Origin of the sequence: Candidatus Lernaella stagnicola, assembly GCA_030765525.1 — a bacterium.
In the GTDB taxonomy this organism is placed as follows: Bacteria; Lernaellota; Lernaellaia; order Lernaellales; family Lernaellaceae; genus Lernaella; species Lernaella stagnicola.
Window position 1 is genome coordinate 473,913 of the sequence record JAVCCK010000010.1, and the last position, 15,643, is coordinate 489,555.

A 15,643-nucleotide genomic window follows, 5' to 3' on the forward strand; every position below is an offset into this window, starting at 1 on the left:
AATCCGTTGACGCCGGAGAAGCACGCCGTGCCCGAGCCATTGGCCAATCGTCGCTTGATCCTCGCCGTTCACGCGGCGGCGCTGGCGATGATACTTACTTTTTTCACGTGGCATGCGCTGGGGCACGCGGTGCCCACCGGTTTGGCCGGGCCGCAATGCGACAACCTCACCCAGGCCTTACCGAAACTAGCTTTTTATGCTCGCGAACTGCGCGCCGGTCGCCTGCCGACCTGGGACCCCTATGCGGGAACCGGCGCGGCGGACTACCCGATTCGCAGTCACGTCATGTATCCCACGACGTTACTGACGACCGTGTTGCTGCCGCCCTGGCTCGCCTTGCTGGCCGATTACTTTCTGGCCTTCGTGATCGCCTATTTCCTGGCTTTCCTCTTTTTCCGGCGCTCGCGCGCCCCGGCCCCTCTGGCGGCTGCGGCCGCGTTGGCGGTGGTCTTTGGCGGGCTGAATTTGCGCTACGTGTTCTACCCCTACTTCAGCCAGACCGCCGCTTGGATCCCGCTGGTTTTCCTGGCTGTCGACGGTCTCTTCACGGGGCGGCGACCGGCCCGTGCCATCGCGTGGGGTGGCTTGGCGTTGGGAATGATGATCCTGGCCGGCATGCTCAATTACGTGATCTACACCCTGGTTTTCGGCGGCCTCTATGTTCTGTGGCTCACCGGGCAAAAGCGCCCGGAGGGCGACGGGGCCGCGCCGTGGTGGCGGTTTTGGCTGGCGGCGGCGGCAATCGTCGTTGTCGGCTTCGCGCTCGGCGCCGCGCGTCTGGCGCCCCTGCTCGAGCAACTCGAACGGCTGCGCGGCGGCTACGGAAAGTGGGAAGCGTTCCGCGGCTTGCTGCAAACGCCCTCGCTACTTGTCGCCTCGCTCGCACCGGGAGCGTTCGGCGAGTATCGTTTTCGTCTCTTGTCCACGACGCTCGCGTACGGAATGTTGGCCTGGGCGCCGGCGGTCGCATTTGTGTTCGGGGCGCGCAAGGCGCGGATCGATTGGTTCTGGATCGGCGTGGTCGGCGTCGGCTTGGTCACGGTCGTGTACAGCCCCTTGACGCGGCTTTTATTCCACGTTCTGCCCGGCTACGCGGGTTTCGAACCGACGCGAATCTGGTCGGTGGCGGGCCTCGGTCTGCTTTGGCTGGCCCTGCGGGGACTGAATGAAATCGCCGGCGGCGAACGAGGTTCGCGCGTGTTGGCGATTGCCGCGGTGATCGCCGGCCTATGGTTGGCCGCTTTCCTTGCTCTGGCGCTACGCACGTCGCCAATCAATGCGTGGCACCTGCTGCCGTTGGCCGTCGGCGTGACGGGTCTGGTCGCCGCGTGGCCGCTGCGCCGGTGGGCCGGACGCGAGAAGGCCGCGCTGATGCTGGCGGCGTTGTTGGCGCTGGAAGTGTTTGCCCGCGCCGGGGTTTCGGCTGAACGAATCGACACCCGTCGTCTCTACCGCGAAACGCCCATCACCACCACGTTACGGAACGCGTCGCCACCGGCCCGCGTGCTGCGCGTGGGGGGCCGGTGGGGCTGGATTCGCGACGGCCGCCTCTACACCCAGGAGTCACTGAAATTCGACGGCGTCGAGGATCTGCATGCGTACAGTTCCATGATCGACCCTTCGTTGCGGCGCGTGTTCGATGCCTACCGGGCGCGGCGTGATTTCGGCCTCTCGCCCTTCGACGAAGGCGCCGCGATTCAACCCTTCCTCACCGGCGCACCGGCGGAAAACGGCTTTGCCGATTCGATCGGCGCCAACTTCATTTTGTCGCAAGAGCCCTTGCCCGGCGCGGACATCGACTCGATGCTGCAGGAAAAGGCGCGGCACGGTGGGCTGATTCTGTATCAGAACAAGGACGCGTTGCCGCGGGCGTTTTGGACAGCGGTCGGTTGGGTCGCTCGCAACGATGACGAGATGATTGCGGAACTGGGCCGACAGAGTGATTGGTCGCGCGGCGTCTGGCTCGACCGGATAGCGCCGAGCGCGGCGCAAAACGACGAGGTTGTCGCGGGGCTCGTTCGCCCACTCCTGCGCCGGCCGACCTATGAAAAATACGAAGTCACCACGCCGGGCGGCGGTTATTTGGTGGTGACCGAGTTGTACGACAAACACTGGACCGCCACGGTCAACGGGCAAAGCGCGCCGGTGCGACGGGCGAACCTGGCCTTTCGCGGCGTGGCGGTGAAGGACACGAAGAGCGTCGTCGAGTTCCGCTACGAACCCTGGCCCTTCTACCTCGGATTGGCGTTCTCCCATTTGGGAGCTTGGGCGGTCGTGCTGTTGCTGTGGCTCGGGCGGCTTAGGGAACCAACTCGAAAAGAAGCACGTCCTGACCCGGTACCGTGAGGTCCATCATGCGCGGCGCGGTGAGACATCCGAGGCTTTCCCGCTCGCCGACGGTTCCCTCCCAGGTGACCGACCATAATTCCGCGGCCGCGTAGCCATAGACGGCCGGGTCGATTTCCACGCCCACCGACAGTGGCGCATCGGTCGCGTTGCCCACAAGAATCGCCACACGATCGTCGTATGGATGCCGCCAGGCGGTGATGTGCAACGGCTTTGCGGACCATTGGCCCGAGTGGCAGTAAGGGGGCCCGCTAATCGAGAAATAGAAATCGTAGTCGAAGGCCACCAGCGGCAGCGGATTGGGCACGCGAGGGGCGGTTTCCATGCGGCCGAGAGTCAGATAGGGCGCGGCGGGCGAGTTGATGCGCAGGTCGATCATCCGCCGCAGAAAGGCGAGTTTCTCAGGATCCGCTTGGCGGACCTCGTCGTCGTAGTACCAGCCCCGGGTGCTTTCCGGGTTGTCGGGTTGGTAAATCCAACCGGTTTGAAAACCGCAGAGGTCGTTGCTGCCGCGGCAGACGACGCTCGGGTCAAGATCGGGCAACCAATCGACCGGCGTGTTGAAGTAGATAAGTTCGACGACGCCGCCCGAGAGGTATTCGGCCAGGGCGACCCAGTAGAACACGTTGCCCAGTTCGTAGCTGGCGGTCATTTTACCGCCGGTGCGTGTGCCGCCGTTGTGATGGTGCAGGTAGGCCAGCAAGGGCACTTCTCGCGCCGTACCCTCCACAAACCATCGCTGCGGAACGCGGAAGGACGGCGGATCGGAATTGCCGGCTCGGTTACGCAGCGGCCCGACGCCCATGCCGCCCAGGTGGTAGAAGTCGACGAGATCAAAATAGGGCTCAGTGGTGTTTTCGGCTCCGTAGCGAAAGCCGCGCGGCGTGGGTTGACCACGGGACTGGTCGAGGGTATCGCGTACGGCCTGCACGAACCATCCGCCGGAACCGGAGGGCTGACCCTCGTCGTGGCCCGCCAGGATGTCGTAGTTGCCGCGCTCGATCAAGGGAAAGCCGAGGTCGAAATACAGAGCGTCGAGGGGAACGGCGGCTTCATCAACGACCAACCGGTCGCGCCACAGCCAGAAGTCCGCGACGTAGGGATCGGCGGGGTTCATCGCGTAGATCATGCCGAAATTGATTACATCAAACATCGAAAACCCGCCGAAGGAACCTCGAGGATTGACCAACAAGTAATCGAAGTACGACGATGTTCCCGGTGATTCGGGATAAAACCCGTCCCACCCCGGCACGCGTGTGCCCACCAGCAGGTCGTAATAGAACAACGAAGTCATGTCACCTTGCGTCGCAATCGCGCCCAAATTGGTCTGGGTGGAGGGATAAAACGGGCGCCAGAAGCGCTCGTCCCAACCGGCCTGTGCTATGGCGAAGTACGCTTCCGGATCGGGGTCGCCCATCGGATGAAAGTCCCAGCCCTGCACGAACAATAGGCGGGCCGCGCCGTTGTCGGCGACCAATTCGTCGTGAAAAGCGTTTATCCAAGCGGTTTGATCGTACCGCGAGGTCAGCCCGAACACGCTGGCGCCGAGGGTTTCGAAAAAGGCGCGCTCCTCGGGTTCACGCTCGGCCAGCGGGCGGCCGGCCCAGATTTGCTTATCGGACCATTCACGGTAGATCGTCGCCGCCTCCTGCCAGTCGCCGGAATCCAGAAAACGCAGGATCACCGGGTAGTCGAGAGCGAAGTCGGCGGCTCCGATCCGAGGATTGAGATGGGCGATATGAAACTGGGGCAATGCCGGAAGGTCGGGTTTCTCCGGATTATCGTCGAGATCGTGATGGTCGCACAGCGAAAAGGTCTTCGCGTTGAATTCCGGGTCGGCGGTGTAAATCAGCAGGCCGCCGACCGTATCGTTTAGGTACGCGACCAACTGCGCCATCGCTCCGTGGCCCATGGGATAACGATGATGGCACAGGATGTCGGCATTGTCTTCAACCTCCTCGGCCAAGCGCGCCAGAGGATCCTGCAACATCGCGCCGCCCTCCAAGCTCATCAGGTACCGGTCGTCCGCACCATGGCCCGCCAACGGCGCCAGCGGCGCCAGCACCGGATAGCGAAAGCGGTGGATCAAGAACTCTCCCGCACCGGTTACGCGGGCGGTGGCTCGCAATTCCGGCTTGTCGCGGGCGACCTCCCACACCGCCTCAAAAGAAATCGGGGAAGTGAAGTGTTCCCAGGTGATCGTCAGCCGGTTGTCGCGGCAAACGAAGCGGGGCGGCATGGCGAACAAGTTCATGTCCACAAGTTTGTACGTGCCGAAAAAACCCGGCTCGATGGAGAACAAATCGAAGGGCGGCACCCAGGTTGCCGCCGCGTTGCCGATCATTTTCAGACCGCGGCGGCGATCGGTGAGCTGAAGGATGCGTCCGGTCGGACGGCCGAAGGTGATAGCGACTTGATCGTTGCCGAAATCGTAGTGGTTGGTGGCTTGGTCGAATCGACAATAAGAACGGCTGTTTCGTGGCGGCGCGGAATCGAAACCCAAGCTATCGCCGTCGTCATCGTCATCGTTGTCGTCGTCATCGTCCGGTGTCGTTTCCGGAGAGGGTGAAGAGTCGTCGTCGTCTCCTGCCAGTTCTCCGCCACCTGCGCAACCGAAACATAGTAAAGCGATAAGGATAACCCATCCATAGCTTCGCTTCATCATATACTAGACCTTTCTGCTTCCCCACACCGAGTGTAAGAGAAGAAAACGATTTTGTCACGCGATATCTTAGGGTTACCAAAAATAAACAAAAAACTGACCGCGCGGTCATATTATTCTTGACAACCACTTTTATGAGCAGTATATAACTGACCGACCGCACGGTCAGTATTATGTAGGTGAAAGGTGAGTGAACAACAACACGACGGCCGCAAGCTGCGCGGGGAAAAAACCCGACGCGCGATTTTGATGGCGGCGATCCAAGTGCTTTCCGAACACGGCAAGGCGGGCTTTTCGGCGCGAACGGTGGCCGAGCAGGCCGGTATTAGCAAGGCGGCCCTTTTCCATCATTTTGCCAACATGGACGAAATCATTCGATCCTTATTTTTCGTCATTATGTCGGAAAGCGATTCCGAGCCGCGCATCGAGGCCGGGCAAAACCTGAAGCAGTATATCGAAACACGCCTGACCCGTATGGTGGACTTCATGGAGCGCTACGGCGGTACCGTGTCGGGGTATATGCATGTTGTCGAAATCATGCGTTCGCATCCGGTGATGGGGCCGGAGTTGCAAAGCGTGCTGAAGGAGTACCAGGAGGAAATCGCCAAGCACATCTCCGCCCTGGCCGGGCCCGACGGCGACGCGACGCGCATTCGTCGCGCGTTGGATACCTTGGCGGCCATCTTGGAAGGCATCGGCGTGCTGTTGGCCTATTACAACGAGCCGGACGATTTTCGCGACGCCATTCCGGACGTCGCCCGAATGTTTGCCAAATACATAAGGGGCGAAATATGAAAACGAAATGCTTGATTGCGGCGACGATACTCGTGCTGATAGCCGCGTCACTCGGCCTCACCGAGGAGATGGCGGCCAGGCAAATCATCGAGAAGGCCGACGACTTGATGCGCGGCGCGACAAGCTACTCGGAATTGACGATGAAGGTTCACTCGAAGCACTTCGACCGCGCCGTCGGCATGAAGGTGTGGACCCAGGACCGCGACAAGGCCTTTATTCTCGTGATGTCCCCGGCCAAGGATCGCGGCGTGGCATTCTTGAAGCAAGACCGCGAAATGTGGAATTACCTGCCCAATGTCGAGCGTACGATCAAAATTCCGCCCTCGATGATGTCCCAAAGCTGGATGGGCTCGGACTTCACCAACAACGACTTGTCGCGGGCCGACACGATGATCGTGGATTACGATCACCATCTGGCCGGCACCGAAACCATCGACGGCGCGGAGTGTTGGAAGCTGGAGTTGATCACCAAACCCGACGCGCCGGTCGTGTGGAGCAAGATCGTCACTTGGGTTCAGAAGGACAACATGGTGATGCGCAAAACCGAATACTATGACGAAGACGGCAGGGTAGCGCGGACCATGGAGACGAGCAAAATCGTCAAAACCAAAGACGGCAAGCTTGTCGCCTCCTACTGGAAAATGATCAACCACAAAAAACCCGGCAACTATACCGAAATGATTTATGACGAAGTCGAATTCGACGTGGCGATCCCGGCCGGGACGTTCACCAAACGCAACTTGACCAGGGGAGTGCGGTAAAGTGCGAATCCTACTCGTAATGGCCTGGCGAAACCTGGGCCGCAACCGCAGGCGCACGGCGATCAACTTGTGCGCCATCGCCTTCGCGACGCTGACGATGGTCTTCATGAGCGCCATGCAGCGCGGCTCTTACGACCAGATGATCGACAGCGCCGTGAAAATGCAGACCGGACACCTGCAAATCCAGGCCGAGGGCTACCTCGAAGACCACGACATTCAATTGATGGTGCGCGATCTGGACAAGGTGTACCAGGCCGTCGACACAACCCCCGGCGTCGTGGGCGCGGTGGGCCGCATCCGCGCCGGATTCCTGGTTGCCAAGGAAGAGGAATCGTTTGTTTCGCTGGTTACCGGCACCGACGCAAAGCGTGAGCGAGAAATTTCCAACCTGCCCAATTGGGTGAAACAAGGTGACTTTCTGGACCCGGCCGACCCGAAAGGCGCTGTGGTCGGCATCCGGTTGGCCAAAAACCTCGAGGCGGAAATCGGCGATGAACTCGTGCTCGTAGGGCAAGCGGTCGACGGCTCGGTGGCGGCGGAGAAGGTGCACATTCGCGGCTTGCTCGACACGGGCGTACCCGATTTGGACCGCATGGCGGTGTTCGTTAACTTGGAGCCGCTGCAACAGATCATGATGATGGACAACAGCGCCAGCGCCGTGGCGATCTTGCTGGAGGGTCATCAGCAAGTTGCGGCGACGCAGGCGGCGTTGCAGCAGAAGGCGCAAGAGATTAACGACACGCTCGTGGCGCTGACGTGGAAGCAAGTCGAACCGGGCATCGACCAAAGCATCCAACTCGATAACGCCTCGGGTAAGGTGATGGTCTACATGCTGCTGCTCGTGGTCGCCTTCGGAATCCTGAATACTTTTCTGATGAGCGCGTTCGAGCGATTCCGCGAATTCGGGGTACTCATGGCCATCGGCGTCAAACCGCGCACCTGCGCCTCTCTTCTGTTGATCGAAAGCCAGATCCTCGTGGTCGTCGGCTTCGTGATCGGTTTGATCGTCGGCGGTGGTATGGCGCTCTACTTTGCCGGCGCGGGAATCCCCCTCGGCGAGGCGGCCGGCGAGTTGATGAAGCAGTACGGCCTGTCCGACCGCATCTTCCCGACAATGAACCTCGGCATCGCCTGGCTCGTTTTCCTGCAGGTATGGCTGACCACCCTGGTTGTCGCGCTGTACCCGGCGTTCAAGATCACCCGCTTCCGGCCGCTAGAAGCGCTTCGCTATCAATGAGGTGAACCGTGTTGCTTTCCAAAATGCTGTGGCTGACCGCATGGCGGAACCTGTGGCGTAATAAACGCCGCACGCTTATTCTGCTTGCCGCTATCGTTGTCGGTTTGCTCGGGGTGATTTTTTACATCGCCCTGGTCAACGCCTGGTGGGGGCAGTCGGTCGAAAACGCCGTGGCGATCCTCACCGGCCACGTGCAGGTGCAGGCGCCGGGCTACCACGAAAATCCGCAACTGAAGCGGAACATCGCCATCGATCCCGCCCTGCGGCCGAAAATCATGAACATCGACCACGTCGCCGGCGCCGCGGCCCGCATCAAAACGATGATTCTGGTTTCTAACTCTGAGAAATCCGAAATGGCGCAGCTTATCGCCACCGAGCCCGGCCACGAACCGCAAGTTTCGATGATCCCGAATTCGATCGTCGAGGGGCGATGGCTCACCAGTAAGGACGAACGCAAGATCGTCATCGGCCGGACGATGGCCGAACGCTTCAAAACTAAACTCAACCGGCGGATGATCGTGCGCGCCACGGCGCCCAGCGGCGAGGTCGTCGACCAAGTCTTTCGTATCGTAGGCATCTACGACACGGGCCTAAAGAGCTTCGACAAAAGCGCGGTGTACGTGCGCCTGAACGATGCTCAAACGATGTTCGGCATGGAAAACCGCGCCACCGAATGGGTCGTGGCCACCCAACTGCCCGATCACGCCGTAGAGGTGGCCGCCTTGGTCGGCGGGCTCGTGCCCCCGAAAGAAACCGTCGTAACCACCTGGATGGACCTGAACCCGCTGGTGGTCAAAACCATGGAGCTATCCCAGTTCTTCATGTGGTTCTTCAACATGTTCTTCTACCTGGCCATGGCGTTCGGCGTGGCAAACACGATGCTGATGAGCGTGCTGGAGCGCACCAAGGAAATCGGCATGATGCTCGCGCTGGGAGTGAAGCGCTCGATGATCCTCACCGTGATTCTTCTCGAAGCCCTTTTACTGGCGTGTGTGGCGGGCATCGTCGGCGGCGCGCTGGGCGGCGGTTTGGTCGGGTGGGCGAGCGAACGCGGCCTGGATCTCTCGGCGTGGGTCGATGGGATGAGCTATGCGGGCATGCGCGGCGTACTGCATCCATACGTGCGAGTCACCGACATGATTCTGGCCATCGCCGTCACCGCCGTCGTGGCGGTCTTGATGGCCATCTACCCGGCATGGAAAGCGAGTCGAATGAATCCAACCACCGCCCTGCGGCATGTGTGAGGTGAACGAAATGGCTATTGTGGTTTGCGAAAACGTGAAGAAAACCTACGAAGTGGGCAAAGTGCTGGTGCCGGCGTTGCGCGGCGTAAACCTGACGATCAACGAGGGCGAGTTTACGGCGATAGCCGGCCCTTCCGGATCGGGCAAGTCGACGTTGCTGAACATGATCGGCGCGCTGGACGTGCCTACCGCGGGCAAGGTGACGGTGGCCGGGATGGATTTGCGCACGAAATCGGCGACCGAACTCAGTTGCCTGCGGCGCGACCGAATCGGCTTCGTTTTTCAGGCCTACAACTTGATACCGGTACTGACCGCGGTGGAAAACGTCGAGTTCATTTTGATGATTCGTGGCGTGTCCGCCGGCGAACGGCGTGCCCGTTCTTTGGCGATACTCAAGCGGGTCGGTCTGGCCGACATGGCCCACCGGCGGCCGAACGAACTCTCGGGTGGGCAGCAGCAGCGCGTGGCCGTGGCGCGGGCGATCGTCAGCCGGCCGCAGTTGATCCTGGCCGACGAGCCCACCGCGAACCTGGACAGCAAGACCTCGGCGGGATTGATCGACCTGATGCTCGAACTCAACGAAAGCGAAAAGATGACTTTTGTCTTTTCAAGCCACGACCAACTCGTTATGAAGCGCAGCCACCGGTTGCTGATTCTCAAAGACGGCCAAATCGTGGAGGACAACCAACAAAATGCCGCGTAGGTTCTGCTTGATCGTTGTCCTTTTCGTCCTTTGGGCGACGCCCGTTCTGGCGCTGCCGGGCGTCGAGGCCGGGCCCTTTACCTGGCGGCTGTCGGGCTATTTGAAATCCCTGGGTTCGGTAACTCAGGGGGCGGGATACTACCAAGCCGCCGAACTGACGGAACGCGAAACCTTCTGGAACAACGCGTCGCGCGTGCGCTTGAAATCCGACATGTACTTGGGCGATCCCTTGGAGTTCGTGGTCAACTACGAACTGTTCGCCAACGCCGGCGACGACCAACGTTTGCGCCGCGCCGCCGCGGAAAAATACGGCGACTCGGCCTTGGGACGGCAAGTGCTGGAGAGCATATTCCCGGACATCCAAACGCCGCAGTACATGGCCCTGGATCATCGCATCGACGAAAACGACGACTACCGCCTCGACCATCGTCTCGACCGCTTGTACCTGCGTATGCACGCCGGGCCGTGGGACATCACACTCGGGCGGCAGGCGCTGACGTGGGGACCCGGCCGGTTGTGGAATCCGACCGATTACCTGGCGTCGTTCTCGCCCACCGAAATCGACAAAGAGGAAAAGCGCGGTGTCGACCTGCTGCATACGCGTATTTCGGCCCACCCGAATTTGACTCTCGAAGCGTACGCGGCGCCCGTGCGTAAGGGCGACGACGACGTCGACGGCGATCAGTCGGCCGCGGCGGGTCGGGCGGCGGCGCGCTTTCTCGATGCGGAAATGGCGCTGTCCGGCGGGTGGTTGTACGACCGGGCCAAGGTCGGCCTGTCGTTTGATGGCTTGCTGTGGGATGCGGGTTTTCGCTGGGCGGTGACACGGACGACCGTCGAGGGCGTGCCCAATGAGGTGTTCTACCAGGGCGTCGTAAATGTCGACTATGCCTGGGGCGTGCGGTGGAATCCGTATTTGCTCGTGGAGTACTACCATAACGGTTTCGGCAAGGACGACCCCGACGAGTATGCCGATCTGCTCCAAGAACCGGCCTACGTGGGGGCCTACCAGCGGGGCGAGGTGTTCAACGTGGGCCGCAATTACGCGGGCGCGGTGCTGAGCCTCCAACCCCACGCGCTGGTGATGCTCGGCGAAACGCTGATCGTAAACCTGGGCGACAGCAGCCTGTTCAACAACCTCGTCGTGACATGGTCGGTCGTGCAAAACCTCGACGTGCTGCTCGGCGCGCAGCATTCCTTTGGATCGGTACCCAGCGAATACGGCGGTGTCGAAAACCCGCTGGGCGGCGACGACATCACGGTGCCCGATTTCTATTACACGTATTTGAAATACTATTTCTAATTTCGGCGAGGGTGAAAAAAGTGCGCCTGACTTATCTGCGGTTGTTGGTCCTCGTGGTCGCCGTGTTGTTCGTGGCGACCTGCGGCTCCGGCGGTGAGGACAATTCAACCTTGCGCGGTGATACCGACGGCGACGACGACGATGATGTCGGCGACGATGACGTCGGCAGCGACGACGACGACGATGACGACGACAACACACCGCCGCCCGGCGATTGCGTCGTGCCGACCGACGGCATGTGGATACTAGAAGACACCGTGTTGTGCCCGAGCGACGAACCTTACGAACTGGAAGGCTCGGAATCGGGCGCGTTGTTTATCGCCTCATCCGACGTGACGCTAACCGCTTACGGTGTCACGTTGCAGGGCGTCGGCACCGGAGTCGGCGTTAGCCTCTACACGGACGGTTTGAGCGACGTGGAAATTGCCGGGCTCACGCTGGTGAACTACGACAGAGGCGTGGCGGGGTACGGCTCGTTCACCAACATCACGCTGCGCGAGCTTACGATTGCCGATTCGGGCGACGCGCACGTCTTTATCGGCCCACCGGGCAAGGCTGCGGGCGTCTGCCGGAACATCCGCTTTTTGGACTTGGCGGTTCGCGACAGCTACAACACCGGAGTCGTGTGCGCGGAATGCACAGAATCGCTTATGCGCGGCATCACCTCGACCAACGAGCGCGAAGGCGTTATCGAGTCCAACCTCGTACTACTCGGCGGTTCGAGTAACACCATCGAAGACAACACGATTACTACCCGCAATTCCGCGGGCTGCAACGCCATCTGGTTGTCCGGAGTTTCCGAGACCCTGGTACAGAACAACCACGTCGACGTCGGCTACAAAGACGGTAGCCACCAGCACGGCAGTTCGTGGAATGTGTTCGCCGGCAACGAGTTCCGCGTGGGATTTTCCGCTGCTTACAACGTGCGGGTGCTGGATTTGGATACCGGCGCCGACAAAGCGGACCGCTGCCACGTCTATCCCAAAGGCTACGTACCTCCGACCACCAAGGAAATCATCCCCTCCACCGACAACACGTATTACGGAAACTCCTTTGCGACGGGGCTCTTCAAAGACGAATCGGATCGGGGCACGTTCTGCGTGGATGGCAGCGGTAACGACTATATCGACGGCGCGAGCTATCAGGGCCCGGACGAAAACGGTGGCACCTGCCCAGACTAATTGCGCCGCGGCCGCGGTGAAACCCTTGACACAATGATTATGGTACGAATGAACGAGGAAACACCCCCCAACCTGTTTCGAAGGAGAAAACGATGTTTGCTAAGCGAATTCTTGTCACGCTTTCGATCACGGCCGCGATCATGCTGGCGCTGATGATGGTGCCCCAGAGTTCAACGGCACAGGGAAAACCGAGCCTCGACCAGAAAACGCAAGACGCGCTGGCGGCTTCGATCAACGACGAATACAAAGCGCAGGCGCTGTATGCGAAAATCATGGAGAAATTCGGCCCGCAACGGCCGTTTGCCAACATCATCCAGGGCGAATCCCGACATATCGAGATGCTCAAGCCGCTTTTTACCCGCTACGGTGTGGAAGTACCCGCCGATGATTGGGCAAGCAAGTTGGAAGCTCCAGGCACGATGCTCGAGGCTTGCAAAGAGGGCGTGACCGCCGAAAAAGAAAACGTGGCGATGTACGATGGATTCCTATCCTTCGTCAAGGAAAACGACATTCGCGAGGTCTTTACCTATTTGCGTGACGCTTCGCAGAACAATCACTTACCCGCCTTCGAACGTTGCGTGGCCCGTGGCGGCGAAATGGGTCCCGGCAGAGGCATGGGCCGCGGCCAAAAAGACGGGATGGGCCAAGGACGCGGCGGTGGCCAAGGACGAGGCAGGTAGGAGAGCAATTCAACTTACACGAGGCCGGCCTTCGAGCCGGCTTTTTGTTTAGCAGGAGGGTGGCGAAACGATCATCACGGCGTCAGACAGCACCGAAACCCGTCGTCGGCGTGGGCGTCGTCAGGCGGATGGTGGTGCAGCGAGGCCACCGATTCACCGTAGCCGATAAAGCGCCAACCGAAAAAAGGCAGCAGGGCCTGCCCATTGATGGGATTCACGTTGAACGAGCCGCCGCGCAGCGCGCGGTCGGGCCAGCCGTCTTGCCAAAGCTCGTCGGTCCATTCGCTGACGTTGCCGGTCATGTCGTAGGCGCCGTACGGGCTTTTGCACTTTGGGAAGCGGCCGGTCGGCGCCAGGGGGCGCGCGCCGATTTCCCGCGTGAAGGTGTTGCACACGCCGGAGTCGAACTCCCAGCCGTTGGGATACAACAGGCCGGCCGGGCCGCCGGCGGCCTTTTGCCATTCTGCGCCGGTGCACAGACGCTTACCGACCCGCTCGCAGGCCGCTTTCGCCTGGGACCAGCGGACCAATGTCCAGGGCACGACGCCCGCGCGGCTCGTGGCGGCCTTGTCGTGACCGCCATCCGGACTGGTCGCCGTGGCTTCGGGTCGCGAACCCTCGTAGCGGTCAATGCAAAAGTCGCCGACTTCCACGACGCGGTCTTGTTCGCCGGAGAAAATATAGCGCTGCCCGCTGACGCGAAACACCGCCGGGCCCGCCGGCACGCGCACCATATCGCGGGGGCAACGAAAACGAGCGCGCGGCAAACGCTTGGGGGCGTCCGCCCAGCGAAAGCGGTTCTGGTCACCGATGGAAAAAGTGGGGTAACCAGGATGGTTTTCAGGTGGTCGCCCGGCCGCGTTATGCGCGGCCGTATGCGCGTTGATTAGTCGTCGGGAATCCCACAACGTGGCGTCCAACCGCCAATGATCGCCGCTACGCTGCCACTGGGTCGGGAACTCAAGGGCGTATGCGTAGCCGCCCAGCACGATCGACATGCGGACGGTAGCCAGGGCGCCCTCGCCATCGGCATCGACGGCGACCAGGTCGATCGAGCGCACCATGTCGCGGTAGGTTGTCGTCATGCCTTCGATCAGCCGGCGGTGAGGGTCGGGTTTGGACCCGCGCGCGGCAAACGCACTCTCCAAGCCTCGCAACCACCATTGGCGCTTGGCGTTTTCGGTCAGGTAGCCGCCGGCGGCGGTGAAGTCGTCGGCGACGATGGCGTCGCGCAAGTGCCGCAAGTCGCGGGCGATCTCACGCCGCGGCGAAGAGAAGAGGCCGCCGAGTAAAAGCAGCGCGCCCAGTACGAGGCCGCCGGTGAGGATTAGGCGATTTCGCATGTCACTGGCCTCGCAAGTTCCATTCGCCTTGGCAATAGATGCGGCGGTCGCGCTCGATGTTCGCCGTGGCGCCCGAATCGTGGTGGCCGATATCGACGGCGATGTCGCCCTTGCCGCAGTTGCGGGCCACGGCCTCGTCCCAAATCAAGCCGTCGCAAGCGGTGATGAAGCCGATCAACACATTGCGGCGCGGGATACGCGAGAGGTCGAAACCAAACCACAGGCGAAGTTGCAGCGCCACCGCATCCCACATGAAGCGTAACGCGGCCGGGCGTAAGAAATGCGGTACGAGACGCAGGCCGAATTTGAGAGCGGGCCACCAGCGCCGCCGTCCGCCGCGGGTGTCGCGACGGAAGTCTTCTAATTTGCGGTCGAGGCCGTCCTTTTTGATGATCTCGAAAATCGTGCGGTAGCCGCCTCGGCCGTCGCGCACCAGTAAGTAATGTTGATTGTAAAAGCACTTGCGCAAACGGGTGATGTAGAGCAACGCGAAATAGAGCTTTTGAAAAACGCGAATGTCGTCGCGGTTGATGCGGCCGCCGGTTTGCTCCTCGAGCAGGTCGATCAACTCGTCGGGCGCCAGCACTTGGTCCTGATCGCCGTCGCGCTGGCGACCGAGCATGCGGCAGCCGAGGAAAAAGATTTCGCGCACAAAGGAATGCCGCACGCCGTAATCGAACACTTCACCAAGGGCATGGTCATTGACGCCGCGACAAATCGTGCACTTGAGGTCGGTGGCCACGTCGAGCTTTTCCAGGTTGGCCAACCCCTTGCGCTTATTCTCCACCAGCGGCTGACCGCGAATGGCCGTGTAGATTTCGTCGGTGAAGCCGTCGAGACCGTAGTGGACTTCCGACAAGCCGGCCTCTTTGAGTACGCGCAAATATTCGTAGTCGGCGAGTTTGACGCCGTTGGTGTGCAACGAAGCGTAGTTGCCGCTTTCGGCAACGATGCGGATCATTTCCGGCAGGTCGTCGCGCACGGTGGGCTCGCAGCCCATCAGGTCGATCTTGTGTCGGCGGCGCGTGCGGACGAAATCGCGCAGTTGCTGCATCGGCAAATCGGGCAGGGCGCGATCATTGGCGCTGGCCAGGCAGATGGGACATTCGAGGTTGCAGCGGTCGGTGGTGCGCAGGATGAAATCGCGCTGCGGGAAGGATTCGTGCATCAGGTCGAAGTAGAAGCGGTGAAGGTCGGCCATGTAATCGGCGTGGCGCGAAAGCAAGGCTGAAACGAAGCCGTGATCGGGGCACGTTCGCTCGATGCGGAATTCGCCGTCGCGCACAACAATCTCGCCCGGCATCGGTTTGAGGCACGTGGGGCAGGTCGTGGTTGTATGTCGTAACACTTTCATTTTGGCGATCTTAACACAAACCGGGGCGACGCAC

Annotated in this window: 12 protein-coding genes; 9 read left to right on the forward strand and 3 right to left on the reverse strand. The window is 60.9% G+C overall.

The genetic code is table 11. From position 1 onward, the window contains the following. Positions 1 to 27 precede the first annotated feature (27 nt). The gene (locus P9L99_06370; GenBank protein MDP8222965.1) at positions 28 to 2,346 is read left to right on the forward strand and encodes a YfhO family protein; all 2,319 of its coding nucleotides are present in this window, start codon (positions 28 to 30) and stop codon (positions 2,344 to 2,346) included. Here the strand turns inward: P9L99_06370 and P9L99_06375 are convergent. Further along, positions 2,300 to 5,008, reverse strand: coding sequence for a hypothetical protein (locus P9L99_06375; protein MDP8222966.1), 2,709 nt, complete (start codon positions 5,006 to 5,008; stop codon positions 2,300 to 2,302). The genes P9L99_06370 and P9L99_06375 overlap by 47 nt on opposite strands. Positions 5,009 to 5,194: 186 nt before the next feature. Here P9L99_06375 and P9L99_06380 point away from each other — a divergent pair, with 186 nt between their 5' ends. The 8 genes from P9L99_06380 (at position 5,195) to P9L99_06415 (ending at position 12,912) form a co-directional block, all read left to right on the forward strand. After that, positions 5,195 to 5,803, forward strand: a complete 609-nt coding sequence (locus tag P9L99_06380; GenBank protein MDP8222967.1) for a TetR/AcrR family transcriptional regulator — start codon at positions 5,195 to 5,197, stop codon at positions 5,801 to 5,803. Continuing rightward, positions 5,800 to 6,564, forward strand: coding sequence for an outer membrane lipoprotein-sorting protein (locus P9L99_06385; protein MDP8222968.1), 765 nt, complete (start codon positions 5,800 to 5,802; stop codon positions 6,562 to 6,564). Before P9L99_06380 ends, P9L99_06385 begins: the two co-directional genes overlap by 4 nt. Position 6,565: 1 nt before the next feature. Further along, positions 6,566 to 7,801 (forward strand): ABC transporter permease, encoded by a 1,236-nt coding sequence (locus tag P9L99_06390; protein MDP8222969.1) that lies wholly within the window; start codon positions 6,566 to 6,568, stop codon positions 7,799 to 7,801. An 8-nt stretch (positions 7,802 to 7,809) separates the two neighbouring features. Beyond that, a complete protein-coding gene (locus P9L99_06395; protein ID MDP8222970.1) occupies positions 7,810 to 9,045 on the forward strand; it encodes an FtsX-like permease family protein in 1,236 nt (411 codons plus the stop codon). A 10-nt stretch (positions 9,046 to 9,055) separates the two neighbouring features. Then, complete coding sequence (locus P9L99_06400) at positions 9,056 to 9,748, forward strand: ABC transporter ATP-binding protein (GenBank protein MDP8222971.1); 693 nt, start codon at positions 9,056 to 9,058, stop codon at positions 9,746 to 9,748. Next, on the forward strand, positions 9,738 to 11,051 hold the full coding sequence (locus P9L99_06405; GenBank protein MDP8222972.1) for a hypothetical protein: 1,314 nt from the start codon (positions 9,738 to 9,740) through the stop codon (positions 11,049 to 11,051). The genes P9L99_06400 and P9L99_06405 overlap by 11 nt, the downstream gene beginning before the upstream one ends. 20 nt (positions 11,052 to 11,071) lie before the next feature. Then, positions 11,072 to 12,232 (forward strand): right-handed parallel beta-helix repeat-containing protein, encoded by a 1,161-nt coding sequence (locus P9L99_06410; GenBank protein ID MDP8222973.1) that lies wholly within the window; start codon positions 11,072 to 11,074, stop codon positions 12,230 to 12,232. A 92-nt stretch (positions 12,233 to 12,324) separates the two neighbouring features. Beyond that, positions 12,325 to 12,912 carry a DUF2202 domain-containing protein gene (locus tag P9L99_06415; GenBank protein MDP8222974.1) on the forward strand — a complete coding sequence of 196 codons (588 nt, stop codon included), beginning with the start codon at positions 12,325 to 12,327 and terminating at the stop codon, positions 12,910 to 12,912. Between the two features lie 74 nt (positions 12,913 to 12,986). Here P9L99_06415 and P9L99_06420 read toward each other — a convergent pair whose 3' ends face one another. Continuing rightward, a complete protein-coding gene (locus P9L99_06420) occupies positions 12,987 to 14,255 on the reverse strand; it encodes a formylglycine-generating enzyme family protein (GenBank protein ID MDP8222975.1) in 1,269 nt (422 codons plus the stop codon). A gap of 1 nt (position 14,256) precedes the next feature. Then, a complete protein-coding gene (locus P9L99_06425; protein ID MDP8222976.1) occupies positions 14,257 to 15,609 on the reverse strand; it encodes a radical SAM protein in 1,353 nt (450 codons plus the stop codon). Positions 15,610 to 15,643: the final 34 nt, after the last annotated feature.